This is a genomic window from Cupriavidus sp. C1SS-2L, assembly GCF_057073735.1.
This window is the reverse complement of sequence record NZ_CP172710.1, coordinates 457,149-480,803: the sequence shown is the minus strand read 5'-3', so window position 1 is coordinate 480,803 and position 23,655 is coordinate 457,149. Positions and strand designations below refer to the sequence as shown.

Sequence of the window (23,655 nt, the reverse complement as noted above, 5' to 3'; positions counted from 1 at the left end):
GGCAATGCTGATCAAGTCCTCCGGTTCGTGAGAAGGCGCGTTATTTGAAGAATCACGAGCGCAAAGAGAAGAACATGAAGCAGATGACGTTGGCAGCGGGTGCAGACCAATGCGCAGGTTTCGAGCAACACCGCAAGCCAACGCGACGTGAGGAATTTCTGGCGACGATGGAGCAGATCGTGCCGTGGGCGGCATTGTGCGCCGCGATTGAGCCGTACTATCCGAAGGCTGGCAATGGCCGGCGGCCCATTGGTCTGGAGCGGATGCTGCGCATCCACTTTCTGCAGCACTGGTTCAACCTGGCAGATCTGGCTTGCGAGGAGGCCCTGTATGACAGCGCCAGCCTGCGCCGCTTCGTAGGAATTGACCTGGGTCGTGAGCCGGTGCCGGACGCCACCACGGTATTGAAGTTTCGGCGGCTGCTGGAGAAACATCAGCTTGCCGAACGGCTGTTCGCGGAGGTTGGCCGAAGCCTGCAAGCCAATGGCGTGAAGCTGAAGACCGGCACCATTGTCGATGCCACGATCATTGGTGCGCCCAGCTCGACGAAGAATGAAGAGAAGTCGCGCGACCCCGAGATGCATCAGACCCGCAAAGGCCAGCAGTGGTACTTTGGCATGAAGCTGCACATTGGCGTGGATAGTCAGAGCGGGTTGGCTCATTCCGCGGTGGTGACGCCGGCCAATGTTCACGACAAGCATGCGCTGCCCCAGCTACTGCATGGGCAGGAGCGGCGTGTCTACGGTGATAGCGCATACGCCAGTCAGCAGGAGCTGATCGCATCGAAGGCGCCGCACGCCAAGGACTTCACCAATCAGCGGACCCGCAGGAACGGGGAGATTGACGAAGTGCAACGCGGGAAGAACCGTAACAAATCGAAGATCCGGGCCCGGGTTGAACATGTCTTCGCCGTGGTTAAGCGCCTGTGGGGCTTCACGAAAGTCCGCTACCGTGGCCTGAAGAAGAACGCCGGCCGTGCCTTCACGGCGCTGGCGCTGGCCAATCTCTACTTGAGTCGAGGGCATCTGATGGGAGCAGTCCGCCCATAAAGGGCGAATGCGGGGCGGGCGCCCCGTCAACACACCCCAATTGGGGGCGCGTGAAGGCAAATTCGCATCGCCACAGCTATTTTTCCGGCCGAACGGGCTCCTGATCAACTTGCGTCACTCAATTTACCCAGCTTGTTCAGCGTAGCCCTAGACTGGATCAACGCATTCAGATTGGGGGACCGGATGAAGCGATTCATAGAGGGGGAAGATCGCAAGCAAGCTACGCTGCTTCCTGAATGCCTCGATGATTTCATTGCCGAGGAGAACCCCGCCAGGATCATCGACGCGTTCGTTGAAGAGTTGGATCTCGAGTCGCTCGGGTTCGAAGGTGCCAATCCTTCGACAACGGGTCGCCCCTCTTATCATCCTGCCGTCCTGTTGAAGATCTACATCTATGGCTACCTCAACCGGATCCAGTCCAGCCGCCGCCTGGAGCGCGAATGCCAACGCAATATAGAGCTGATGTGGCTTACCGGTCGACTGGCGCCGGACTTCAAGACGATTGCAGACTTCCGCAGGGATAACGGCGCGGGCATTCGCAATGTCTGCCGTCGTTTCATAGCAGAGGATCTTGTCGGACGCGGGAGGCATTCGACCAGCACAACGCCATCGCGCCGCGCGAGCGTTGACGTTTGCCGAGCGTGAGGAGATATCGCGCTCGCTGGCGTTAGGGCTTTCGATTCGGGCCATTGCATCGCGGCCGAATCGCGCTCCGTCTACCATTAGCCGTGAGCTCGAGCGCAATGGGGGCGGCAGAGCTATCGTGCGAGCCAGGCCGATGCACTGGCCTGGGAGCGAGCGCGTCGCCCGAAGCTCTGTAAGCTTGTCAGGAACCGGGTGCTGGCGCAGGTCGTCGCCGGCAAGCTGAGGCTGCAGTGGTCCCCGAGCAGATTGCAGGCTGGCTCAAGCATGTCTATGCGGCCAACAAGGACTATCAGGTGTCACACGAGGCGATCTATCGTAGCCTTCACATTCAGGCGCGTGGCGCTTTGAAGAAGGAGTTGCTGGAGCATTTGCGGCGCTCGAGAGTCATGCGTCGGTCGCGCCAGTACACAATGAAAACTGAAGGACGCACCAACATCGCGGACGCCGTCTCGATCAGCGAACGTCCTGCCACGGCCGAAGATCGTGCGATACCAGGGCACTGGAAGGGCGACCTGCTATTCGGCGACGCTAACAGCCAAATCGCAACGCTGGTTGAACGCCAGAGCCGGTTCGTGATGCTGGTGAAGACGGCTGGCAAGGATTCTGAGGCTGTGCTCAACGCGCTGATCAAGCACGTCAGGAAGCTGCCGCAGGAGCTCTACAAATCGCTGACCTGGGATCGGGGCACAGAAATGGCCGGGCACAAGCGCTTCACTGTAGCGACAAATATTCAAGTCTATTTCTGCGACCCTCAGCATCCCTGGCAACGCGGTTCGAATGAAAACATGAATGGACTGCTGAGGCAGTATTTTCCGAAAGGCACCAACCTCTCAGCATATTCGCAAGCGAAACTCAACGCCGTAGCCAGGCGACTAAACGAGCGCCCTCGCAAGACGTTGAACTTCGATACGCCGGCTGAAAGGTTTCACCAGTACGTTGCATCGACCGGTTGAATCCGCAGCCGACTTCAGTCATGTGAGGAGCGGGTGCTCGTCGGCGGCTCCCGACCCCTTCTGGCTCGTAGCCTGCACCTACTGCGGACAGCCGGAGTCCGGCACGAATCAGTCGTCCGAGACGAAGAGAGCAGAAAGCTTGGATGAGGTATTTCTCCGCTGCCGGTTCTCTAATGCTTCGGGAAGACGAGGCGAAGGTTATCGAAGGGCTACTTATCAGTAGATCGAACTGCGGCATAACGGAACAATCGGAATAGCGGGCCGGTCATCGCGAGGACAGAGAGAAGTCTCACCACATGAAATCCCGTAACGACCGCCACCGACAGACATAGCGCCTCCGCAGTCATGCCCATGTCCGCCATGCTGGCCGGCGCCAGCGCGAGAATTAGCGTCGTCACTGGCAACCCGGTCAACACCCCGGCCTGGAGCGCGCCCGCAACAGCCACCGCTATACCAGCCGCGCTGTAGAGGAGGACAGGCATCACAAGCCGGGATGAGGCACGCAACGACCCTCGCGAAAACTGACCCGCAAGCGAGGTGGCGATCAGAAGCTGGGCGCCCTGTCCGACCCAGCGCGGCGGAGCTGGGACATGGTAGATACCGTTTCCCGCGACAATCGCGCTTACCAGCAGCGGCACCAAAGTATAAGCATTCGGCAGAGAGAGCTTGCCGGCCACCTGCGCCAATAGCAGCGTGATTACTGCCAGGATCAGGAAAGGCGGGGAGGGGAGGCTGGCCCCCACGATATGTTGGCGCACCACGCAGGCTGGCTGGAGCAGCGCTAGAAGCGCAGGCACGCTTGCGACAACGAACACCAGGCGCAGCGTATGCGCGGTGACCACCTGATCGACCCGGGCGCCATTTCGCTCGGCCGCATTCGCCATTTCCGGCGCACCACCCAATGCAGTGGCAAAGTGCGAGGTTGCCGCATCCATACAACCAATTCGGCTCATCGCCATGCCGCCAAGCGTTCCGACCGCTAGCGCTCCGAATGCACCCAACAGCATCCATGGAATGAACCGAAGAATCTCGGCAACAACCGGCGGCGCGAAATGCAGACCGAGCGCGATGCCAACGATCCACTGGCCCGTATAGCGGACCCACCGCGGCGTGGCGAGGCTGCCGACCAGCATGCTGCCGGCAGCCACGCTCAACAGCGGACCGGTTAGCCACGGGACGGGTACATGCAGGAATTGGCATGACAAACCGCCAGCCAGACCCACGATCAGCGCATAGAATACGCGCAGTCCGGTCCGGGCAAGCTGGCGCGTTCGTGGTGCGGAAACCGCCATTTCAGCATTCATTCCGGACGGGATTGCGAAGTGCCTGAAAGCCGGTCATGGAGACCTCGCACACATCTCCATGTTTCATCAGCAACTTTGGCTCACGAGCCCAGCCGATGCCCGCCGGGGTCCCGGTCACGATGACATCGCCGGCTTCGAGCGTAACCGCGGCGCTGATGATCTCGATGAGCGATGCGACGTCGTGGATCATGCTGTCTGTGCTGGCACACTGAACCAGTTTGCCATTCAGTCTGGTCTGCAATTCCAGTCCCCTTGCGCCGTCCGGCAATTCACTCGCCGTGACAAGCTCCGGGCCAAAGGCGCCCGTGGCATCAAAGTTCTTGCCCATGGTCCATTGCGGCGAGAGAAATTGATACTCCCGCACCGATGCGTCATTGAACAAGGCATAGCCACACACACAGGCCAGTGCATGTTCTCTGCGAATATGACGTCCGCCATGCTTCAACACCACCGCCAATTCGCCTTCGAAGTCCAGACTGTCCGACACACGCGGGCGCACGATTGGCTGGCCGTGGCCGACAAGGCTCGTGTGGTAACGGGCGAAGATAGTGGGATAGGCTGGCTGCTCGAACCGGCTTTCCTGCGTGTGTTCCGCGTAGTTCAGTCCTACGCAGAAGATCTTCGCAGGGCGCTCCAGCACCGGTAGGTAGACCATATCGCTCTCGGCGACAAAAGCGCCTTCGCCGCCATTGGGCGAGAAGGTCTCCAGATCAACGCCCTGGTGCAGCAGGGATTCGAGTGACATCTCTCCGAGCACGCGCGCACCGCCGTCGACACGCTCTCCGAGGTAATGCCTGCCCTTGTAACCAAAACGCACGTAACGCATCTCAACTTCCCCTGAAAAAATGAACTGGTGTCCCGGTACGGATTGGGGCGGCCGTGTACGCAGCGGACGGATTGCCCGTACTTCACCACCCGCGGTCCTCATACGTCGATCGCGGTATCGGACTTGACTTTGCGCCGCAGTGCGAACTTCTGAATCTTCCCGGTTGATGTCTTGGGCAGAGATTCGAAATAGAACGCCTTTGGCACCTTGAAGCCTGCGAGCAGTGTCCGACAATGGGCGATCAGTTCGTCGGGGCTGACCTGCATGCCAGATTTCAACTCAATGAACGCGCAGGGCGTCTCGCCCCATTTCGGGTCGGGCTGTGCGACCACTGCCGCTGCGAGGATGGCGGGATGCTGGTAAAGCGCGTCCTCAATTTCCACGCTGGACACGTTTTCGCCGCCGGAGATGATGATGTCCTTGCCGCGATCCTTGATCTTTACGTAGCCATCCGGATGCATGACGCCAAGGTCCCCGGTATGGAACCAGCCGCCCGCGAATGCGTCGCGCGTGGCGGACGGATTCTTCAGGTAGCCTTTCATGCAGATGTTGCCGCGGAACATGATTTCGCCAATCGTCTCGCCATCCGCGGGCACTGGCTCCATGCTTGCCGGATCCATGACAGTCAAGCCTGCCTGCAGGTGATAGCGCACCCCCTGGCGGGCTTTAAGCACGGCCCTCTGGTTCGCTGCCAGCGATTCCCACCCCTCCTGCTCAGCGCACACGGCGGCAGGACCGTAGACCTCTGTGAGCCCGTATGTATGAGTCAGTTCGACGCCCACAGCTTCGAGCGCCGCAAGGACAGCTGCAGGCGGTGGGGCACCCGCCGCCATGCCGCGTACGGGCCGTTTCAGCCCTTCCCGCATCGAAGCGGGTGCGTTGACGAGTGCGGAGTGCACAATCGGCGCTGCGCAATAGTGCGTCACCCCCTCATTGCGCATCAGATCGAATACTGTCGCCGGATCGAACTTGCGCAGGCAGACATTGACGCCAGCCCGTGCGGCAATGGTCCAGGGAAAGCACCAGCCATTGCAATGGAACAGCGGTAAAGTCCACAAGTACACGGGATGCTTGGGCATGTCCCACTCGAGTATGTTCGAAATGGCATTGAGCACGGCGCCCCGGTGATGATAGACCACGCCCTTCGGGTCCCCTGTTGTTCCTGAGGTGTAGTTCAGGGCAATGGCGTCCCACTCATCATCCGGCACGCGCCAAGGAAAGTCCGGGTCGCCGCTCGCGAGCAGCGCCTCATAATCGGTGTAGCCCAAGCCGACTTCGGGATGCGGACCCAGAACATCATGCACGGCTACGATCAGCAGTCCTGGCAGCGATTGTCGAATCTGCCCGACCAGATCGGCAAACTCCGTATCAACCAGAAGCACCTTTGCCTCGCCGTGGCGCAGCATGAAGATGATGCTGGCCGAGTCCAGGCGGGTATTCATTGCGTTGAGCACGGCGCCCGCCATTGGCACGCCGAAGTGCGCCTCGATCATGGCGGGGGTATTCGGCATCAGCGCTGCAACCGTGTCGCCTTTTCCTACACCAGCCTGTTGCAGCGCGCTCGCCAGTTGCCTGCAGCGGACATAGGTTTCGCGCCAATTCTGGCGCAGCGGCCCATGCACGATGGCGGTGCGATTGCCGTAGACTTCTGCAGCGCGAACAAGGAAGTCGATCGGGGTCAATGGGACGAAATTCGCGCTGGTCTTGCCAAGCCCCGTTTCGTAGTCAGTCGGCATGAGAGTAGCCTCCGCGCGCCCTGCCTGCAGGGCACGTCAGCATGGTCTTGAAAATCGATCGGAAAAAACCGGAATGCGGCTCAGCCCAGGGCGGCCTCGAGGATCTCGATCACGTCGTCGATGGAGCGGAGTTCACGCGGATTTGTCTTTCCCCACATGTCCTCCAGCGTGTATTCGGCAATACGCTGGAAGTGTTCACGTCCCACACCTACCTCCCGCAACGTGCGAGGCATGCCGAGCTTGCGAATCAGCTCGTCCAGCAGCGCCGCTGCCGGCGCCGACGCGGCACCGAGACTCGCACTGATCCGTGCCTGCCGCCTGGCGACCATCTTGGCGTTCCACGCCTGGACGTATGGCGCCATCACGCACGAGGTATATCCATGCGGTACCCCGAAGGTGCCCCCGAGTACATGGCCGATCGCATGACTGGCGCCCATCGGGACGCCCGATATGCTCGGTATCTTCGATTGCCATGCTCCGACCTGGCACATCAGTCGTGCTGCCATGTCTCCAGGGTCGGACTTGACCCGCGACAAGCCCTCCGATAGAAGACGCAAAGCGCTTTCCGCCATGCCGTCACAAAAGTCATTCGATTGCAGGGAGGCAAGGGTTTCGGTGGCATGATCGACTGACCGGATGCCGGTGGACATCCACAGCCATTCTGGCGTGTGCACGGTGATGGCCGGATCGAGCACAATGTGTACAGGCGCAAGGCTACGCTGCATATAGCCATGCTTCTGTCCGACGCGCTCGTCAGTAACACCAGTCAAAGGGCTGAATTCACCGCCAGAAAGGGTGGTGGGCACGCAGATCACCCGCACATCGGGATCGGCGAAGTCTGGCTTTTGCCATGCACCGTTGCTTAATACCCGAATGCGGTAGTCGTCAAACTGACTGGCATCGGTGATGCCGTTCTGCAAGCAGAACGCGACGGCCTTGCCGGCATCGGTCACCGAACCGCCACCGACCGTCACGATAAGGTCTGCCGCGCTACTGCGCGCGGCCTCTGTGGCAGCAATGACGTCGAGCCGTGGGACATGGGGCCGGATGCCCTCCCATGTCATGACATGGCGGCCGCCGAGCGCGTCGGCAATCTGTGTGACTTCGTCTGTCTCGCGGCTCAGTGTGCCGCTGGCGAGAATGAGCACACGCTTGGCAACGCGGCTATGCGCCAACTCGGCTACTGCCTCAGCGGCAGGGCGCCCGAGGGTCACGCTCTCCGTGGCGGTCTGCGTGATGGTTGTGGGTCGAATCATCTCGCTATTCACAATGTTCCGGTCCGTGATTAAGTTTTGTCGAGGACGCTTCTCATTCTGGCAATATGCCCTTTGCGCTGAGCTCACTGCCCCACCTTGAGGATTCCTGCTTCACCAGGTTGGTGAAGGCCAACTGGCTTGGATCCTTGGCGACTTCCACATATAGGCCTTCCAGCTTGGCGCGTACTGCGGGCTTGGCCAGAGACGCCGTGATGGACTTGCCTAGCCGCTCGACCACTGCGGGCGGAGTCCTGGCCGGAGCGAAGAAGCCGAACCAGACCGTGCGTTCCACGCCACCGTATCCCAGTTCCTTCAGGGTGGGCACGCCAGGGAAAAACTTGCTGCGTTCCGGCGCGGCGATCGCGAGCGCCCGTATCTGCCCGGACTTCAGAAACGGGGCCGCCGCGGCCGGTGTGGCGAACATCATGGTGATTTGCCCTCCCGCAAGGTCGATCAGGGCCGGTGCGGTGCCGCGGTACGGCACATGAGACATTGCCACCCCGGCACGCCTGGACAACTCGATTGCCTCGATTTGCTGTGGCATGCCGACGCCGGGAGAGCCAAATGCAATCGGCGGGCCGCGCTTGCCGAGCGCCACCAGATCGGCGAGCGTCTTTATGCCGCTCGCAGCCGGGACGACAAGGATGTCCGGCGCCGTGCCGATAAGAGCGAGCGGGGTGAAGTCGGTGACCGCGTCATATGGCTTGGGTTTGACCAGGTTAGGTACGATTGCGTTGGTTGCCACATGTCCGCTCAAGAGCGTGTAGCCATCGGCGGGCGCATCGGCCACGGCCCTGGCGCCGATGATGCCGCCGGCACCGGCGCGATTCTCCACCACGACCGGCTGGGCTAGGTCCGCGGAGATATCGGCGCCGATCACGCGGGCAATGCCGTCGGTCGCGCCCGCTGGCGGCCCCGGGACGATCATTCTGATCGGCTTGACAGGGTAGTCGGCAGTCGTGGCGATTGCGGCTCCCGACAGGTATGGGGTCATCGCAATCCACAGAATGGCCGCGCTGACGCGGCCCATGAAGGGGGGGCTGATGCGTTTCAACTTTGTCTCCGGATCCGGGCGGTAGGGCCGCCCTGGTTGTCTACCGTTGGTCCACTGGCTGTGGATATTCTGGTTTTGTAGTCTTGCAGACGTGCCGCGATGGAATCGCAGCGCGGCGATCAGCGGTCTGCGCTGATCTGAGTGCGGAACATCAAGCGCCGCGTCGCCGGGTCAAACGAGTCGCGTTTGTGCAGCGTGCACCGGTTGTCCCACATGACGACGTCGCCTGTCGTCCAGACCTGGGCCCATGAGAAGCAGGGCTGGGTAGCGTGGGACCAGAGCCTGTCCAGCAGCGCTTCGCTGTCCTCCAGAGAGAGGCCCACGACATAGGCGTTGCGGCGGCGTCCGAGCATGAGGTATCGCCGCCCGGTCTGGGGATGTTCCATCACGAGCGGGTGGGTTGCTCCGACCGTCTTGCGCGGGTCGTCGTTATCTGTGTAGCCCAGGCGGAGTTCGCCCGCGCTGTTGCGGCTCGCATCATGTACGCAACTGAGAGTTTCGACGCGCTTTTTCAGTACCGGCTCCAGTGATTCATAGGCCGCGCACATATTGGCGAAATGTGTATTGCCGCCTGTCGGAGGTACTTCTTTGCTGTACAGGACCGCACCCGTCGGCGGCCGCGGGTTATACGTCATGTCGGCATGCCAGACTGCCTCACCGTCTCCGAGTGCCCCTAGCGGCTTGCCGCCTGAGCGGATATTGGAAATCACCGTAATTTCGTCGGGCAGAGCATTGTGCTCGGCGCTCATTTCGTAGCTGACAGTGGGACGCTTGTCGAGCGCGCCGAAGTGGCGCGAGAAATCGACAAGGTTCCTTAAGGTCAGGGCAGCCTGGCCGCGAAAGCGCAACACCATGTGCTCTTTCCATGCGGCATGCAGTTGCTCGACCTGCTGCGACGTCAACGGCTGGTTCAGATCGACTCCGGCAATATCGGCAGCAAGTGCCGGGCCCAGCTTGGTGATCGTCAGATTTCGGGTAGGTTCGGTTACCAGGCTCATGGTGACTCTATCTCCTTGGAACATGTCCAAAGATTATGGGAAACCAATTAATCCGTCTATTTTCATTTTCTGATGTATTAATTCTTACCGATTATAAAATGGGCGAACCCGACCAGCCTGGGGTTCGTAGACCGGCGCGCCGAAAGACTGCTACACCACTGGCTGAATGGTGCCGGCGATCTGCTTGCACACCTCCACGAAGGCATGCAGGGTCGGCACGGGGCTGCGGTGCCTCAGCCATACGGCACAGATCGTCCGATAGGCCGAACGACTAACGATGCGACGATGCGAAAGCCCCCCCATGTTGGCGTGCTTGAGGCTGGCCTCGGATAGGACGCCAACGCCCAGGCCGGCATCGATCAGGCCGAGCATTGTTGCTGCATGCGCTACCTCGTGCGCGGGTCGAAACGGCTTGCCGGCACGAGACATCTGGGCCTCCACAATCTGACGCAGGCTGCTGGTGTTCTTCACCTGGATATGAGGAAAGCCTTGAAGATCGCGCCAGTGCACAACCTCGCGTTGCGCCAATTCATGGTCGGCGGGAAAGATCGCTACCAGGTGGTCGCGAAACAGTTCCATGAGCTGTAGATCATCCGTCTCGCCCGGAGACGGTATCAAGGCAATATCCGCCTTGCCGCTACGAAGCATGTCGATGCAGATGTCAGAGAGTTCGTCGTGCAGCCTTACCTCGACGTCCGGATGCATTCCGAGAAAGCGCGACACTGCCTCAGGGGCGAAATGGCTGGCGATCGACGGGCCAGAAGCGATGACCAGCTTGCCGCGTTTCCCCCGCACGAAGTCCTGGATATTGCCCTGTGCCTGCAGCATGTTGTCGACCAGCATCTGCGCCATGCCGTAGAAGGCCTGTCCCACTGCTGTCAGGGAAACATTGCGGGTATGACGATCGAATAGGCGCGCTCCGAGTGCCTCCTCCAGCTTGCGGATGTTCATGCTCAGCGCAGGCTGCGAGATGTGGCAGATTTGAGCGGCCCGGCTGAAGCTGAGAGTATCGGCTACAGCCAGGAAGAACTCGATTTGGCGGAATGTAATGGTCATCGTGGAAGGCGGCTTAGCTGGGGCTGGCCACGAGAAGGGCTCTTGGCCCGCACGGGCGGCCCAGAGTTTCGCGGGCTTGACGTATAAATAGAATAAATAAATTTATCACACAATGAAATTATACGGATAAATAGAAAGCGTCTACTGTTGGCCTTCCTTGAGGAGGAAGCCGCGGGCGTTGAGTTGCTCGTTGGCCGTCTTGAGAAACTGCTCGGCAAGCTGGTGTCGCTCAAGCAGATGCCGAAAGCGCAGAATGCTGACGCGGTCAGGCAGGCGGCTCATGCCACCCAAACCAGTGAATTCGCGGTACAGCGGCGTGTCATACAAAGCTTCTTCCATCGCCACGTCGCTCAGACCAAACCATTGCTGCATCAGATGGATTCGAAGCATCGACGCGAGAGGAAACGGCCGGCGGCCCGTTGCCTTGGTCGGGGCGTGCGGAGCAATCAATGCCAGAAACGCATCCCACGGCACTGCACGTTCCATCTCGTCTAGAAACACGAGCTTGCGCGTGCGGCGATTGCTCAGGTCCAGGCCAAGGTCAGCTTGTTTCATGCGCCTATTGTCGCTGGAAGCAGCGTTCATGCGTACCCGAAGTCGCATGAGTTTTGAACACCATCCCTAAAGCTCAAGAAGGTTGGCAGCGCGGTCATGTTGCGCGACGCCCTGCGCCGCATTCGGGAACTCGGCATGACGCCCGTGCTCGGCGATGGGGTCTCCATCGAGATCGGATGCTGGATGGAGGCATGCGTAGCCGCCGTTGCTATCGAAAACGCCGGCGAAATGACCCGCTTCCTGAAGGTGCGCGAGCGCCTGTTCGCCAATCCGCTGCCGTTCCGACAGGGCGCTATCCGGTTGCCTGCCGGCTACTGGCCCGAGGTGGACCGCGACGTGCTGAATTTCCACACTTGCGATTGCAAATCGTTCCTCGCATCGAGCCGGTAAGGCAGGAATCAAGTGAAGCGCCACACAGCCGGCGCTCGCGAACGTCTAACCCATGCAGTACCGGAGACAAGCATGAGACTGCCCCATGACCGGCACTTTGCAGCCTGCCTCGGCGCGCTTGCCCTTCTGACCCAGCCGGTGCCAGAATTGGCACAGGGCGATGCGCCTTATCCGAGCAAGCCGATACAGATGATCGTGGCTTATCCGCCGTGCGGCGGCACGGACATCCTCGCGCGAGTTGTGGGCGCGGAACTGAGCCGGGAACTTGGCACACCGGTCGTGATCATGAACCGAGCTGGCGCGTCGGGGGCAATTGGCACGGAGGCGGCGGCCCGCGCCGCCCCCGATGGCTACACCCTGTTGCTGGCCACTGCAAACGTAACAATTGCGCCTGCCGTGGACGCACGGACGCGCTTCAATCCGACCCGCGACTTCGTTCCCGTGACACTACTATCGGACTCGCCGTTTGTGCTTGCGGCTTCGCCGGCATTCGCACCCAAGACGCTTGCGGAGTTGGTTGCCTGGTCCAAGGCCCACCCTGGGACCGTCAATTATGCGTCCACTGGGGTAGGATCTCCACAACAGCTCGCCGCGGAATTGCTGAAGAAACGAGCCGGCCTCGACTGGACGCATGTGCCCTATCAAGGGGGCGGCCCCGCCATATCGGACTTAATGAGCGGGCAGGTGCAGATCATGTTCAGCAACGTGCTCCCGGTGCTTCCATTCATAAAGAGCGGCAAGGTCCGTGCACTGGCGGTGACAACGAAACAGCCGTTGCCCCTGCTGGCGAACGTGCCAACGATGAATCAGCAGGTACAGGAGGGCTTCGTGATGAGCTTCTGGTCCGGCGTGATGGCACCAGCAGGTACGCCGCCAGCCATCGTCGCAAAGTTGAACGACGCACTGATGAAGATCATGCAGCAATCGACCGTGCGCAGCCGGCTGGAGCAGGAGGGGAGCATCGTCACGCCGCTACCCACTACTCACTTCGCCTTTCCTGACGGAGGATGTCAATCGCTGGCGGCAGGTGGCCCAGATCACAGGTCTCTACGCAGAGCAGTGAATCGCGCAATCCCTTCGACATTATGCTTGCTCTACTGAAAGTCCAAACCAGGAATGGGTCTTCGTTAGATAAACTGATGCGAAGCTGACACCTAAATATCAAACGCTTCATGGCCGAAGTCACGCGGCCAAGGGAAGGGCGCCGGCCGGCGCTACCCAACCCGCTTCGGCCAGTCAGCACTCGCTGCCATGGGCGTCCCTTGATGGAGTGCAACAGTCGTTCGCTGGGGGTATAGAAGAGCCACCCCATTGCTGGAGCGGCGTAGAAGTTCGTCATTGTGCCGAGAGCGGTTGACGAACCGGAGAGAGAGATTGTGAATCTAGCCACTAACGCGCTAGCGGCTGTCGCGAAGTCGTTTCGAGCGTATTTGCGAAGCGCGGTATTGCGCCCCGCCTACTTCGAGCACGATGACAGGTAGGCGATCAGAACGCCGCCTTTCCCACCGACGCGCCACCGTCAACGAATAACGTTTGTCCAGTGATAAAGCCCGCATCCTCGGACAGAAAGAATGCTAAAGCCGCAGCCAATTCCTCAGGCTTGCCAAACCGCTTCATCGGCACGAGCGAAAGAAAGCGCTGCTCCGCTTGGCTGCCCATGGGTGTGTTCTGCCGGAACAGTTCGGTTTCGGTGGGCCCAGGCGCGACGGAGTTGACAGTGATGCCCGTCTGCGCAAGCTCAAGCGCCCACGTGCGCGTAAAGCTCATCATCGCGGCTTTCGCCGCAGCGTAAGCCGTGCGGTTGGCCACGCCAAGAACGACAAGGCTGGAGAGATTGACGATTCGCCCCCACCCTCGCTTCCGCATGCCGGGCAGCAGGGCTTGTACGGTCTGCACGGCAGAAGTGAGATTATGACGAAAGGACGCTTCGAGATCGTCGAGATCGATCGCTTCAACACCGGCCAGCCGGACGAACCCAGCGTTATTGACGACGCCATCGAAGGCGTAGCGCTCGGCCAGCCCCTCGAGCGCACGCGCGGTCGCATTTCGATCCGTCAGATCGACTGAAACCAGTGTGCCGGGAAAACTTGAATCGTCGGCGCCGCGTGCGAGACCGACGACCTGGTGGCCGTCGGCGGCGAGCCGGTTCGACAACGCACGCCCGATACCCTTGCTGGCGCCCGTTACCAAGAATGTACGTTTGAACATCGGAAAATCCTGAAAGGCATAAGAGAGCTGGGCCGTATGGTCCGCAAGGACGTCAGCCCCAACGGGAATTCAAGATGATGCTGCACAAGTTCACGCGCTCGAAGCCTGGATCCTTGTACGCCAGAAAGTCGTCATTGAAGGTGCCGAACGTAGTGCCCGGGCGATGCTTCATGCCGTCGTAGAAGGCATCGATCATCTGCCCGGCGAAATCAGCACCGCGCGGATAGCCCGCGACCACCGCTGCACGCTGTTCCTCCGTAAGCGCATCGAAGCCTCGTCCCGCCACGTCCATTCCAGCCCCGGCTTGCACGAGCGCGATTTCACCATGCATGTGCTCGGGAATGCCCGGCGTCGTATGGAGCGCTACAGCGGTCCACACTTTCGCGACGTCCGCCTCGTCAACATGATGGCTGCGCAGAAAATCGCGCGCGGCGTTGGCGCCGTCCACTTCGAAACGCAGTTCGCTTTCACGATAGGCCGACGTCAAACCGATATCGTGAAACATGGACGCAACGTAGAGCAGTTCCGGGTCGAAGGCGACGCTGTTTCGTTTTCCCAGCAGCGCGCCCCATAAGTAGACGCGTGTCGAGTGATTGAACAGCAGTTCGCTTTCGGTGTCGCGAATGAGCTGCGCGACCTCCCGCGCGAGCTGGCTGTCGGGAATGACGACGCCAGCCATGTCGTTCGCCGGCGCTGTTTTATCCTGCTTCATCGGGTTCCTCGATCTGTAGATAGCGTGCGGTTTCTGCGACACACTTGACTTCCGGACCGCGCCGCGTGGTCCCCTGGTCCCGCATGGGAATTGTCTGGCGGCGCTACATGGAGAAAGTTACGCTTCTCTTGGGTCATGGAATAGACCCAAGATCGAACAATCCGAATGTACTATTGCGTCCATGACAAAGCTTTCTATCGGCCTCGATCGCTCCGGACGCATCTCTCTATCGGCGCAAATTTACGGCTCGATTCGAGATGCGATCGAGTCGGGCCAGCTTGCCGCCGGCGCGCGGTTGCCCTCCTGGTCGGATCTGGCCGCCCAGCTCGGCGTGTCCCGGGGCACCGTGCGGGCCGCCTATGAACGTCTGATCGACGAGCAGTTCGCGATGGGCCTGGGTGCGGCTGGCACCCGGGTAGCCGCGCGGCCGTCGCCAACGACGACCGGGTGGTCTCCCGAGGCGCCGCCGCTGCCTGATCTGTTCTACGATTTCAACGCGGCGCCTTTGGCGTTTCAAATGGGTGTGCCTTCCCAGGACGCCTTTCCGTTCAAGCTCTGGTCACGCATTCAGGCGCGCGCGGCGCGCCGGGCGGCAGCGGCTCCTGTCGGCTACCCCGATCCACGCGGCGAACCGGAATTGCGACAGGAGATCGCGGCATATCTTGGTGTCTCACGCGGGCTTCGATGCAGTCCGTCCCAGGTCTTCGTCACTGCAGGTTTCTCCGGCGCGCTCAATCTCGCGATTCGTGCCCTGCGCGTGGAAGGCAGACAAGCCTGGATGGAAAACCCCGGATTCCCGCTCACGCGTACGGCGCTCGGGCTGGCAGGCATGACCGTGGCGGGAGTGCCCGTTGACGCGGAGGGGCTCGATATCGACGCCGGCATCCGGATCGCACCCGAAGCCGTCCTCGCGGTGGTGACACCGGGCCAGCAGGCCCCGCTCGGGATGACGATGTCTCTCGCTCGACGGATATCACTGCTCGGCTGGGCCAAACAACACGATGCCTGGATCGTCGAAGACGATTACCTTGGCGAATTGCAGCTGAAAGGACGGGCCGCACCGGCATTGGCCTCGCTCGATCAGGACGGACGGGTGCTGCACGTCGGGACCTTCAGCAAGACGATCAGCCCGGCATTGCGCCTGGGGTTTCTCATCGCCCCTCCCGCCATGGCACGCCACTTCGGCGAGGTCGCGGCGTGCCTTTCGCCCGCCCCGGCTGCAGCCGTGCAGCACGCCGTGACCGAGTTCATGCACGACGGACACTATCTTCGCCATCTGCGACGAATGAAACGTCTCTACGCTGCGCGGCAGGAAGCTCTCGTTCGTTGTCTGAAGGACCAGGCCTCGGAATCGCTTAGGGTCCAGGCCGCCGCCGGCATGACCGTCGTGGCCGCGCTTCCCCAATCCGTATCGGATGTCGATATCGCTTTGCGGGCGCGAGCTTTCGGGCTGGCCCCAGTTCCTCTCTCTCCCTGGTACACGGGCGATCCGGGGCAGCAGGGGCTACTGCTCGGCGTGACGAATCTGAATGAAGGAACGCTACCGGCCAACTGTTCCCGCCTGCTGGAACTCGCTCGCGGGCGCCACTGACGCACCAGCGACACCTACTTTGCCATCGCTTCTTGGTACAGTGAAAATGTTCATTCCTGGTGCTTTTGCGTGCCCGCATGTCACACGACAATGCGAAAGCACAAAGGAGCCCGACATCCATGAACATTCAATCCATCGCGAGAGCCGCCTGTACAGCCATGGCCTTCGGCATCGCCGTGCCCGCCGCGGCGCACGGGGCGGCTGAAACCGTCACACCAAACTTTCAGCACGCCATTCCCAACATTCCGGGCAAGTCGTTGACCGCCGTCGTCGTCGATTACGCACCGGGTGCCGCGTCTTCAGCGCACAGGCATGCGGGCTCGGCCTTCATCTATGCCTATGTCGTATCTGGCGAGATCGAGTCACAGGTCGATGACGGTCCGAAGCGTGTCTACCATGCCGGCGAAAGCTTCTTCGAGAAGCCCGGCGCCGTTCACCGCATAAGCCGCAACGCGAGCGAAACAGAGCCTGCAAAGCTACTCGCCGTGTTCGTCGTGGATAGCAACGACAAAGCGTTGACCACCCCCATCAAGTAATCCACCACCTTAAGGAGTCACCTCATGAGCAAGCGTCTCGACTACGTTCAGATTGCGCCTGCGGGCGTCAAAGCCCTTGGCGGCGTCTACGGCTACGTCATGCAGAGCGACCTGTCGCCGGTTCTCGTCGACCTGGTCTACCTCCGCGTCTCGCAGATCAACAACTGCGCCTATTGCCTGGACATGCATACACGCGACCTGCTGAAAAAAGGCGTAAAGGTCGAAAAACTGGCCCTGGTGCAGGCGTGGCGGGAAGGAGGCGATCTCTTCGACCTCCGCGAGCGCGCAGCACTCGCATGGGCCGAATCGGTCACGCTGGTGGCGCAGACCGGCGTGCCGGACGCGGCCTACGAGGTTGCCCGCTCCGTGTTCAATGAACGCGAGCTGGTTGACCTGACCATCGCCATCGGTTTGATGAATACCTATAACCGTATGGCAATCAGCTTCCGGAACACGCCGCAGGCCGTGATGGAACCGTAAAAGCATTGCGGGTTTTCACACGGAAAAGCGCCTGGACTTCGGCATCAGCCGCGCACGATTCTCTGACGCAATTTTGCAGCCGCTTTGCATAGGCGCAGCACGTTGCAGCTCAAAATTTTCAGAGGCGTTCAACTGGTGACCGCAGGCGTCGAAATCGAAGTTATCGGACTTGCAAAAAGCGAGTGCACCGAAGACCAGCGCAGGCTGGTGGTAGTGGTCAGCCTCCGTGAAGAGAAGCCCAAGGAACAAATCGCCGTTCAACGAGGGGAATGGAACATCGACTCCAGTCGACCTTCAGCACGGTGACCGACGACTCGCGATGCGCTTGTAGTTGACAGGATCCCTAGCATCAACGCGTGTAGTGTCCGCTCGACGGTCATCGGCAATGGTCTTAGTGGAAGTCGATCAGTTGTGGGGAAATGTAATAGCCATCTCTCGCCGGACGGGACGGCCGCAGAAGTCCGCATGTTGAAAAGGAATTGGACTATGAAGATCGCTCGCTTGGTGAGTTCGGCTTGCGCCGTGCTTCTAATTCTTGTGCTGGGTTTCATTCAAGCGTCGAACGTGCGTGCCGCTGGCCGGGCGCTTGCACCGGACCTTCAAAGTTCGGAAACGGCCGATAGAACGCCCAACATAGCGATCCCCGACAGCAAATTGACACGCGACGCTGCTCAATACATACGTGATTCTGAGGGGGAGTTCCTTTTCGAGCATTCGACGCGGGTCTATTATTGGGCTGCCTTAGAACGAGAGGAGATTTCGCGCGCAGTAGTCGCCGGCCACTCCGTCCGATCCCTCGCAGCCCGGCTAGGGCGCGCTCCTTCTACTGTCAGCCGCGAGGTCCGGCGAAATGGTGGCTGACAGGGCTATCTGGCGAACCACTGACCAACTCGCCTGGGAGCGCGCACGGCGCCCAGAGGCATGTAAGCTCGCGCTGATCAAGCACGCCGGCAATCTGCCGCAGGAACTGTACAAGTCGCTCACTGGGGATCGTGGCACAGAGATGGCTGGCCACAAGCGTTTCACCGTGGCCACGGACATCCAGGTCTACTTCTGCGATCCCCAGCATCCGTGGCAACGCGGCTCAAACGAGAACACGAATGGCCTCTTGAGACAGTACTTGCCGAAAGGCACCGATCTCTCAGCCTACTCGCAAGCCAAGCTCAACGCCATCGCCAGGCGGCTCAACGAACGCCCGCGCAAGACACTAAACTTCGATGGCTGAACGATTCCATCAAGCTGTTGCATCGACCGGTTGAATCTGCAGCCGAGAACGGCCGCAGCCAGTGGCTACGCGAACAGCAGAGAATCGGCCGGCAAGAAGCTGCCGGCCAAAGGCCACGGAACTTAGACCTTCAGCGCACGGCTTCATATGGTCCGACGCTGTTGCCGTCGTTGTCTACGTCATCGTGCAGCGGTTCGTCGAGCAACCACCTCAATTTCGACTGCTGCACCCTGTGGCAGGCCGACGACCGCCACGCAAGAACGAGCGGGAAATACGCCGTCAAGATGCTCGGTGTAAGTGGTGTTGAAGCTATCGTAGTCACGCATGTCCGTGAGGAATACGGTCACCTTTATCACATCACGCCACTCACAGCCTGCGTTGCTTAGCGCGGTGGATACGTTAGACATAGCATTCGACGCCTGAGCAGGAAAGTTAGCCGGAATGCTCCCATCCGCGTTTGCGCCGGTCTTTCCCGAGAAGAAGATCAGCCCGGCGTGTTCGACCCAGTCTGAATATGGCTTGCGGCTGAACATGGTCATTCTCCCGACGCTACTTGCTCTGCGCCAGCGACAGAGGCCTGACCGCACCGCTTTGAGGCAATGAAATACAGGATGGCGCTGGTTGCCGCAGCCGTCGTGCCGACGACCGCAAGCGCGATTGCAAGACCGGATTTCGGATTGCCGAGCCATTCGTTGATGGAACCCACCGCGAACGGACCCAGGCCGCCGCTGATTGCATTGGTCAGGAACACCAGCAGCGCTACGGCGCGGCCGCGCATCCGGTTAGGAATCGCGATCTGAAGCGGAACGGGTGCAAGCGCCATGACAATGCTGGCCGCATAGGCGCAAAGTCCATAGAGCGCCAGCGACAGGAGCAATGCCGGGGCGAGCGGCGCCGCAAATGCGGCGGGCACCAGCAAGGTGGCCGCGCCGCAGGCAATGCGCAGCACCTTGCGCAGGGTACCGCGGTCGCTGACCTTGCCCACGAACAGGCTAGCACTGAGCACACCCGCGATGCCGCCGAGCATATAGACAGGGCCCGTCATTTTCCCGACCTCGCTGGCCGACAGTCCGAAGTTCCGGATCAACAAGGTCGGATACCAGGCAGCGTGCGAGTAGAAGAGCAGGATGAGGGCAACGTAGCCGAAGAAGTAGGGCAGGCAAAACCGGTTGCGCACGAACAGTTCGCGCAGCACCTCGCTGATCGGTGGCGCAGCTTCCGCTTGGTTTGCCGACACGCCGCGGCGCGCTGGCTCCCGGACCGACGCCAGCAGCACTGCTGCCAGTGCCAGGCCGGGAAGTCCGACCACGAAGAACACCATCTGCCACGGTTGCAGACCTTGCTGTGCTAGCCAGGCCGCTGTACCGGGCTGGGCCGCCCAGCCCAGCAGCGCACCTCCGCCGAGCAGCGCCACGCCACCTCCCATGTATGGCCCGAGCATGAAGACGCTGCTGGCGCGCGTGACCTTGCGCGGCGGGAACAGGTCGCTGAAGATCGACAACGCAGCCGGGCTCAGCGCGGCCTCGGCAATTGCCGTACCCGCGCGCCAGACCAGCAGTTCGCCGAAGCTGCTCGCCGTGCCGCACATTGCGGTCGAGATCGCCCAGATGGCGATGCATGCCGCGCTGAGTCGCACACGATTCGAACGGTCGACCAGCCGCGCTACGAAGACGCCCGCCGTCGCGTAGCAGAGTGTGAACGCCGCGCCCTGCAACAAGCCAATTTGGGTGTCGCTGAGCGACAGCGACGATTTCAGTGGCTGAACGAGGATGCTGACGACCTGACGGTCGATGTACGAGAAGGCGAAGCAAATGAAGAACAAGAATACGACGTAGGCATGCGAGGACAGGCTGCCGGTGTCGTCAGTCTCATCGTTGCGGAGGGCGTCCATTGCGGGCGCCGCAGGTTGGTTGGGATGCATGGAATCTCCTCGGAAACTCGGATGAGGGGCGCGGCTGTCAGGCGAGCCGGGCGGGCGAAGCGAGGAGCGCGATGCAATCGCCGGGCTCGACGCCAGCAAAAGTCCGGGCACAGACCACCATGCCACTGCCGCTGAAATGCATCTCGCGCGGCGGCTCCCAGGGAGCGTAAGGATCGAACAGCCGGCCGGCGAGCTGGCCGGCGGCAACCTCCTGCCCGAGCGTGAAGCAGGGCTCGAACACCCCGTGCCGGGGCGCGAACAGATAGTGCCGGGCGCCGTTCACGGCAATGACGCGGGTTTCGTGGCGCGGCGGTGGCGGAGTGTCGTCCCGTGTCAGGCCGGCGGCATGCAGCACCCGACTCAGTCCTTCCTCGACGATGGCGAGTCCTTCCACGTTGCAGCTCCCATATCCCCCGAATTCACCGCATAGGAACAGGGTGCCATGGTGCTCTGCCGCCGCGCCGTAGGTACGGTCTTCGCCAAGCAGATCCATCACCATCGTATGCGGCGCAGCGAAGGCGTGGACCAGCTTCATGTACTCGGCATGGCGTGACGGATCGCCCGGCAGCGCGGCCAACAGTGTCGGCATGTGGTTGAACGATGCACCGCCGGCATGCAAATCCAGGACCACGTCGGCGCGAGGGAAAAGCTCCGTGTCCACGTAGTGCGCGATCATTGCCGTGAGCGAGCCGTTGCGGTCGCCAGGGAACAGACGGTTCAGGTTGCCGTGGTCGATGGGCGAAGTGCGCGAGCCGTTCAGGAAGGCGGGGAAGTTCAGCGCCGGAATGACGATCAACCGACCGCGGATGCGCATCGATGGCATCCGCTGCAACAGTTTCATCAGTGCCACCGGTCCCTCATACTCGTCGCCATGGTTGCCGCCGGTCAGCAGCACGGTCGGGCCCTCGCCCTGCTTGAGCACCGCCACGGGCGTCGGGATATGGCCATAGGCCGAGCGGTCATGTGAAAAGGGAACGCGCAACACGCCGGTCTGGAAGCCTTCGCGTTCGTAGTCGACTTCGGTCGAGATTAGGGATTTGCGGTTGAGGATGAGCGGATCGTGGGGGTGGCCTTGCATGCCTGTCTCCTTGGTGGGGAAAACGGGCGGCCGGACGTAAGTGTCCGTGCCGCTGATGCATGCACTATTGCTCGTGAATGAATTGCCTACAAATGCCGTTTTTTAGGGGCGATGATGCCTCTACGGCATCGCTCGCACAGACGCTACGGTCTCGACGAAGCGCTCGAGTGCCGGATCGGTCGTATCCGCGTGATGCACGAAAACAAGTGGCATGGGAATCGACAGGTCGGAAAGCGATGCGAAGCGCGCCAGCGCGGGAGGTCGGCCAAGGTTGGCCGAGTTGACGATGGCGGCACCGACGCCGGCGCAGACCAGCGACAGCACGGCGGCCTCGGTTGAAACTTCCTGCACCACGTCGAGCGTGACTCCGAGAGACTGGCAGGCGCCGATCAGCCGGTCGTAGTAGAGCGGATAGACCGCACGTGGAAAGATGATGAACGGCCAGCCAGCGATGTCGCGGAGGGCCACCGTTGGCTGGCGCGAGCTGTCGTGGGCCGGCAGCGTCCAGGCGTGGGGCACTGCCAGCACCACGTTGTTGGTGGCTAGCGGCACCGTGGCTAGCGAAGGCTCCAGGGGGCCGTACTGGTAGATGAAGCCGCCGTCGAGCGAGCCTTCGCGCAGTGCGTCGAGTTGCTGCGGCGTGTTCATTGGCACCAGCTCGATGCGCACGCCCGGCACCTCTGCCTGAAAGCGCCGGAACACATGGGGTACGGCGCCGTCCCAGCCGCTGTTCTCCACGAAGCCGAGCCGGAGGTATCCCTGTACCCCTGCGGAGATCCGTTGCGCGGCGCGGGCTGCAGCTTCGAGCCGGTCCAGCGCGGCGCGCGCGTCGCGCAGGTAGGCTTTGCCTGCGGTCGTCAGCTTCAGCCCGCGCGGTGTGCGCGAGAATAAGGCAAAGCCGAGCTCCTCCTCCATATCATGGATCTGCCGCGAGATCGCCGGCTGTGTGACGTGGATATGCTCAGCGGCGAGCCGGATGCTCTCATGCTCGGCTACGGCGATGAAGTAGCGCAGGTGTCGTAGTTCCACGATGTCGGCCTTTGGAGTGTCGCAGACGCTGCCGGAAGGAGGGTGTCAGCACAAATGGTCGCCGCCGAGGCGCGGCACTAAGAAATCAATGAATGCGCGCAGCTTTGGCGATTGCACTTGCCCGCGTGGAAAGACCGCATGCAGGGCCGGGCAGCGGCCCACCCATCCAGGCAGTACCGGCACCACCAGTCTCTGAGCAGCATGGCGCGCCATGATCATGTCGGTGGCCATCATCAGTCCCGCGCCGGCGAACAGCGGCGCTTTCAGGACCTCGGGATCGTCAGCCTCGATCACAGGGTGGATCGGGTAGTCGGCCAGCGCCTCTCCCGTGCCGTCCTGCCGCATGGGCCACGCATGGGTACCGCTGCGGCGTGCCACGCGCGTGGCGAGTGCCGCATGCTGGCCTAGATCGCGGGGATGGGCCGGCGCCCCATAGCGCGCCAGGTAGGCGGGACTGGCGTAGACGCGGTTCGGAAACGTCGTGAGCCAGCGCGCGGCCATTGAGGAGTCCGGCAGATCGCCCATGCGCAGTGCGAGGTCGATCTCTTCACCCACGAGGTCAAGCGTGCGGTGGTTCAGCACGAGATCGATGCCGACCTCCGGACAGGCAGCGCGGAAATCCGCCAGCAGCGGCCCCAGCAAATTGACTGACAGCGAGTACGAAGCCGTGATCCGCAGCGTGCCGCGCGGCACGCCGCGCAGTTGGTCGACTACCGCATCGGCCTTAGCGAGCAGGCCGGGAATGGCGCGACAGGTTTCGAAGTAGAGCGTGCCGGCTTCGGTCAGGCCGAGGCGGCGCGTGGTCCGATGCAGGAGCTGCACGCCGAGCCGTTGCTCAAGCTCGCGCACCCGGCGGCTGACGGTGGTCTTGGGCAACCGCAAGTCGTCCGCCGCGGCCGTGAAACTGCCGGATTCGACGACTTTCAGAAAAACCAGAGTGTCGTTCATGTCCAGAGGCATGGCGGGGGACTCACCATTGGCGGAGTTCGATTATGCCACTGATGGCACAGTAACTCCCGGTAAAGGCACCTAATCGGCGCGACGAGGATCCTC

The 23,655-nt window shown here is 61.4% G+C and carries 22 protein-coding genes and 4 pseudogenes; 11 read left to right on the top strand and 15 right to left on the bottom strand.

The window, feature by feature from the left end; translation table 11 throughout:
• Positions 1-74: 74 nt before the first annotated feature.
• The 3 genes and pseudogenes from ACIGJG_RS33000 to ACIGJG_RS32990 form a co-directional block, all read left to right on the top strand.
• Positions 75-1,049: an IS5 family transposase gene (locus tag ACIGJG_RS33000; protein WP_483672899.1), complete on the top strand. Its 975-nt coding sequence runs from the start codon at positions 75-77 to the stop codon at positions 1,047-1,049.
• Positions 1,050-1,232: 183 nt separating this feature from the next.
• Positions 1,233-1,610: pseudogene (locus tag ACIGJG_RS32995) on the top strand (transposase); the annotation flags it as partial.
• A gap of 1 nt (position 1,611) precedes the next feature.
• Positions 1,612-2,647, top strand: a pseudogene (locus ACIGJG_RS32990) (IS30 family transposase); the annotation flags it as partial.
• A gap of 209 nt (positions 2,648-2,856) precedes the next feature.
• Here ACIGJG_RS32990 and ACIGJG_RS32985 read toward each other — a convergent pair.
• The 8 genes and pseudogenes from ACIGJG_RS32985 to ACIGJG_RS32950 form a co-directional block, all read right to left on the bottom strand.
• On the bottom strand, positions 2,857-3,951 hold the full coding sequence (locus ACIGJG_RS32985; RefSeq protein WP_483674197.1) for an AbrB family transcriptional regulator: 1,095 nt from the start codon (positions 3,949-3,951) through the stop codon (positions 2,857-2,859).
• A complete protein-coding gene (locus ACIGJG_RS32980; protein ID WP_483674195.1) occupies positions 3,941-4,777 on the bottom strand; it encodes a fumarylacetoacetate hydrolase family protein in 837 nt (278 codons plus the stop codon). The genes ACIGJG_RS32985 and ACIGJG_RS32980 overlap by 11 nt, the downstream gene beginning before the upstream one ends.
• A gap of 98 nt (positions 4,778-4,875) precedes the next feature.
• Entirely contained in the window at positions 4,876-6,513 is a 1,638-nt protein-coding gene (locus ACIGJG_RS32975; protein ID WP_483674193.1) for an acyl-CoA synthetase, read from the bottom strand.
• Positions 6,514-6,593: 80 nt separating this feature from the next.
• A complete protein-coding gene (locus tag ACIGJG_RS32970) occupies positions 6,594-7,769 on the bottom strand; it encodes an iron-containing alcohol dehydrogenase (protein WP_483674192.1) in 1,176 nt (391 codons plus the stop codon).
• 52 nt (positions 7,770-7,821) lie between these two features.
• On the bottom strand, positions 7,822-8,823 hold the full coding sequence (locus ACIGJG_RS32965) for a Bug family tripartite tricarboxylate transporter substrate binding protein (protein WP_483674191.1): 1,002 nt from the start codon (positions 8,821-8,823) through the stop codon (positions 7,822-7,824).
• Between the two features lie 119 nt (positions 8,824-8,942).
• Positions 8,943-9,821, bottom strand: coding sequence for a TauD/TfdA dioxygenase family protein (locus tag ACIGJG_RS32960; RefSeq protein WP_483674189.1), 879 nt, complete (start codon positions 9,819-9,821; stop codon positions 8,943-8,945).
• A 150-nt stretch (positions 9,822-9,971) separates the two neighbouring features.
• On the bottom strand, positions 9,972-10,877 hold the full coding sequence (locus tag ACIGJG_RS32955; protein WP_483674187.1) for a LysR family transcriptional regulator: 906 nt from the start codon (positions 10,875-10,877) through the stop codon (positions 9,972-9,974).
• A gap of 150 nt (positions 10,878-11,027) precedes the next feature.
• Positions 11,028-11,432: pseudogene (locus ACIGJG_RS32950) on the bottom strand (transposase); the annotation flags it as partial.
• A gap of 96 nt (positions 11,433-11,528) precedes the next feature.
• Between ACIGJG_RS32950 and ACIGJG_RS32945 the strand changes: the two are divergent.
• A complete protein-coding gene (locus ACIGJG_RS32945; protein WP_483674185.1) occupies positions 11,529-11,822 on the top strand; it encodes a hypothetical protein in 294 nt (97 codons plus the stop codon).
• A gap of 72 nt (positions 11,823-11,894) precedes the next feature.
• Positions 11,895-12,923 (top strand): Bug family tripartite tricarboxylate transporter substrate binding protein, encoded by a 1,029-nt coding sequence (locus ACIGJG_RS32940; RefSeq protein ID WP_483674184.1) that lies wholly within the window; start codon positions 11,895-11,897, stop codon positions 12,921-12,923.
• Positions 12,924-13,307: 384 nt separating this feature from the next.
• Here the strand turns inward: ACIGJG_RS32940 and ACIGJG_RS32935 are convergent, their stop codons facing one another.
• On the bottom strand, positions 13,308-14,030 hold the full coding sequence (locus ACIGJG_RS32935; protein WP_483674182.1) for an SDR family oxidoreductase: 723 nt from the start codon (positions 14,028-14,030) through the stop codon (positions 13,308-13,310).
• A gap of 52 nt (positions 14,031-14,082) precedes the next feature.
• The gene (locus tag ACIGJG_RS32930; RefSeq protein WP_011295898.1) at positions 14,083-14,742 is read right to left on the bottom strand and encodes an HD domain-containing protein; all 660 of its coding nucleotides are present in this window, start codon (positions 14,740-14,742) and stop codon (positions 14,083-14,085) included.
• 181 nt (positions 14,743-14,923) lie between these two features.
• Between ACIGJG_RS32930 and pdxR the strand changes: the two genes are divergently transcribed.
• The 6 genes and pseudogenes from pdxR to ACIGJG_RS32900 form a co-directional block, all read left to right on the top strand.
• Entirely contained in the window at positions 14,924-16,333 is a 1,410-nt protein-coding gene (pdxR, locus tag ACIGJG_RS32925; RefSeq protein WP_483674180.1) for a MocR-like pyridoxine biosynthesis transcription factor PdxR, read from the top strand.
• 119 nt (positions 16,334-16,452) lie between these two features.
• On the top strand, positions 16,453-16,869 hold the full coding sequence (locus ACIGJG_RS32920) for a cupin domain-containing protein (RefSeq protein WP_483674178.1): 417 nt from the start codon (positions 16,453-16,455) through the stop codon (positions 16,867-16,869).
• Positions 16,870-16,893: 24 nt separating this feature from the next.
• Positions 16,894-17,349, top strand: coding sequence for a carboxymuconolactone decarboxylase family protein (locus ACIGJG_RS32915; RefSeq protein ID WP_011295895.1), 456 nt, complete (start codon positions 16,894-16,896; stop codon positions 17,347-17,349).
• A gap of 102 nt (positions 17,350-17,451) precedes the next feature.
• Complete coding sequence (locus ACIGJG_RS32910; RefSeq protein WP_140953404.1) at positions 17,452-17,655, top strand: hypothetical protein; 204 nt, start codon at positions 17,452-17,454, stop codon at positions 17,653-17,655.
• A 180-nt stretch (positions 17,656-17,835) separates the two neighbouring features.
• Positions 17,836-18,210, top strand: a complete 375-nt coding sequence (locus tag ACIGJG_RS32905) for a helix-turn-helix domain-containing protein (RefSeq protein ID WP_483674177.1) — start codon at positions 17,836-17,838, stop codon at positions 18,208-18,210.
• Between the two features lie 70 nt (positions 18,211-18,280).
• A pseudogene (locus ACIGJG_RS32900) lies at positions 18,281-18,608 on the top strand (IS30 family transposase); the annotation flags it as partial.
• A 145-nt stretch (positions 18,609-18,753) separates the two neighbouring features.
• On the opposite strand, the gene ACIGJG_RS32895 reads toward ACIGJG_RS32900, so the two are convergent.
• From ACIGJG_RS32895 to ACIGJG_RS32875, 5 genes are all read right to left on the bottom strand, one after another.
• Positions 18,754-19,107, bottom strand: coding sequence for a RidA family protein (locus tag ACIGJG_RS32895; RefSeq protein ID WP_483674176.1), 354 nt, complete (start codon positions 19,105-19,107; stop codon positions 18,754-18,756).
• Positions 19,108-19,109: 2 nt separating this feature from the next.
• Positions 19,110-20,495 (bottom strand): MFS transporter, encoded by a 1,386-nt coding sequence (locus ACIGJG_RS32890; RefSeq protein ID WP_483674175.1) that lies wholly within the window; start codon positions 20,493-20,495, stop codon positions 19,110-19,112.
• 37 nt (positions 20,496-20,532) lie between these two features.
• Positions 20,533-21,573: a succinylglutamate desuccinylase/aspartoacylase family protein gene (locus tag ACIGJG_RS32885; RefSeq protein WP_011295890.1), complete on the bottom strand. Its 1,041-nt coding sequence runs from the start codon at positions 21,571-21,573 to the stop codon at positions 20,533-20,535.
• Between the two features lie 120 nt (positions 21,574-21,693).
• A complete protein-coding gene (locus tag ACIGJG_RS32880; RefSeq protein WP_011295889.1) occupies positions 21,694-22,602 on the bottom strand; it encodes a LysR family transcriptional regulator in 909 nt (302 codons plus the stop codon).
• 45 nt (positions 22,603-22,647) lie between these two features.
• Positions 22,648-23,550 carry a LysR family transcriptional regulator gene (locus ACIGJG_RS32875; protein ID WP_235679887.1) on the bottom strand — a complete coding sequence of 301 codons (903 nt, stop codon included), beginning with the start codon at positions 23,548-23,550 and terminating at the stop codon, positions 22,648-22,650.
• Positions 23,551-23,655: the final 105 nt, after the last annotated feature.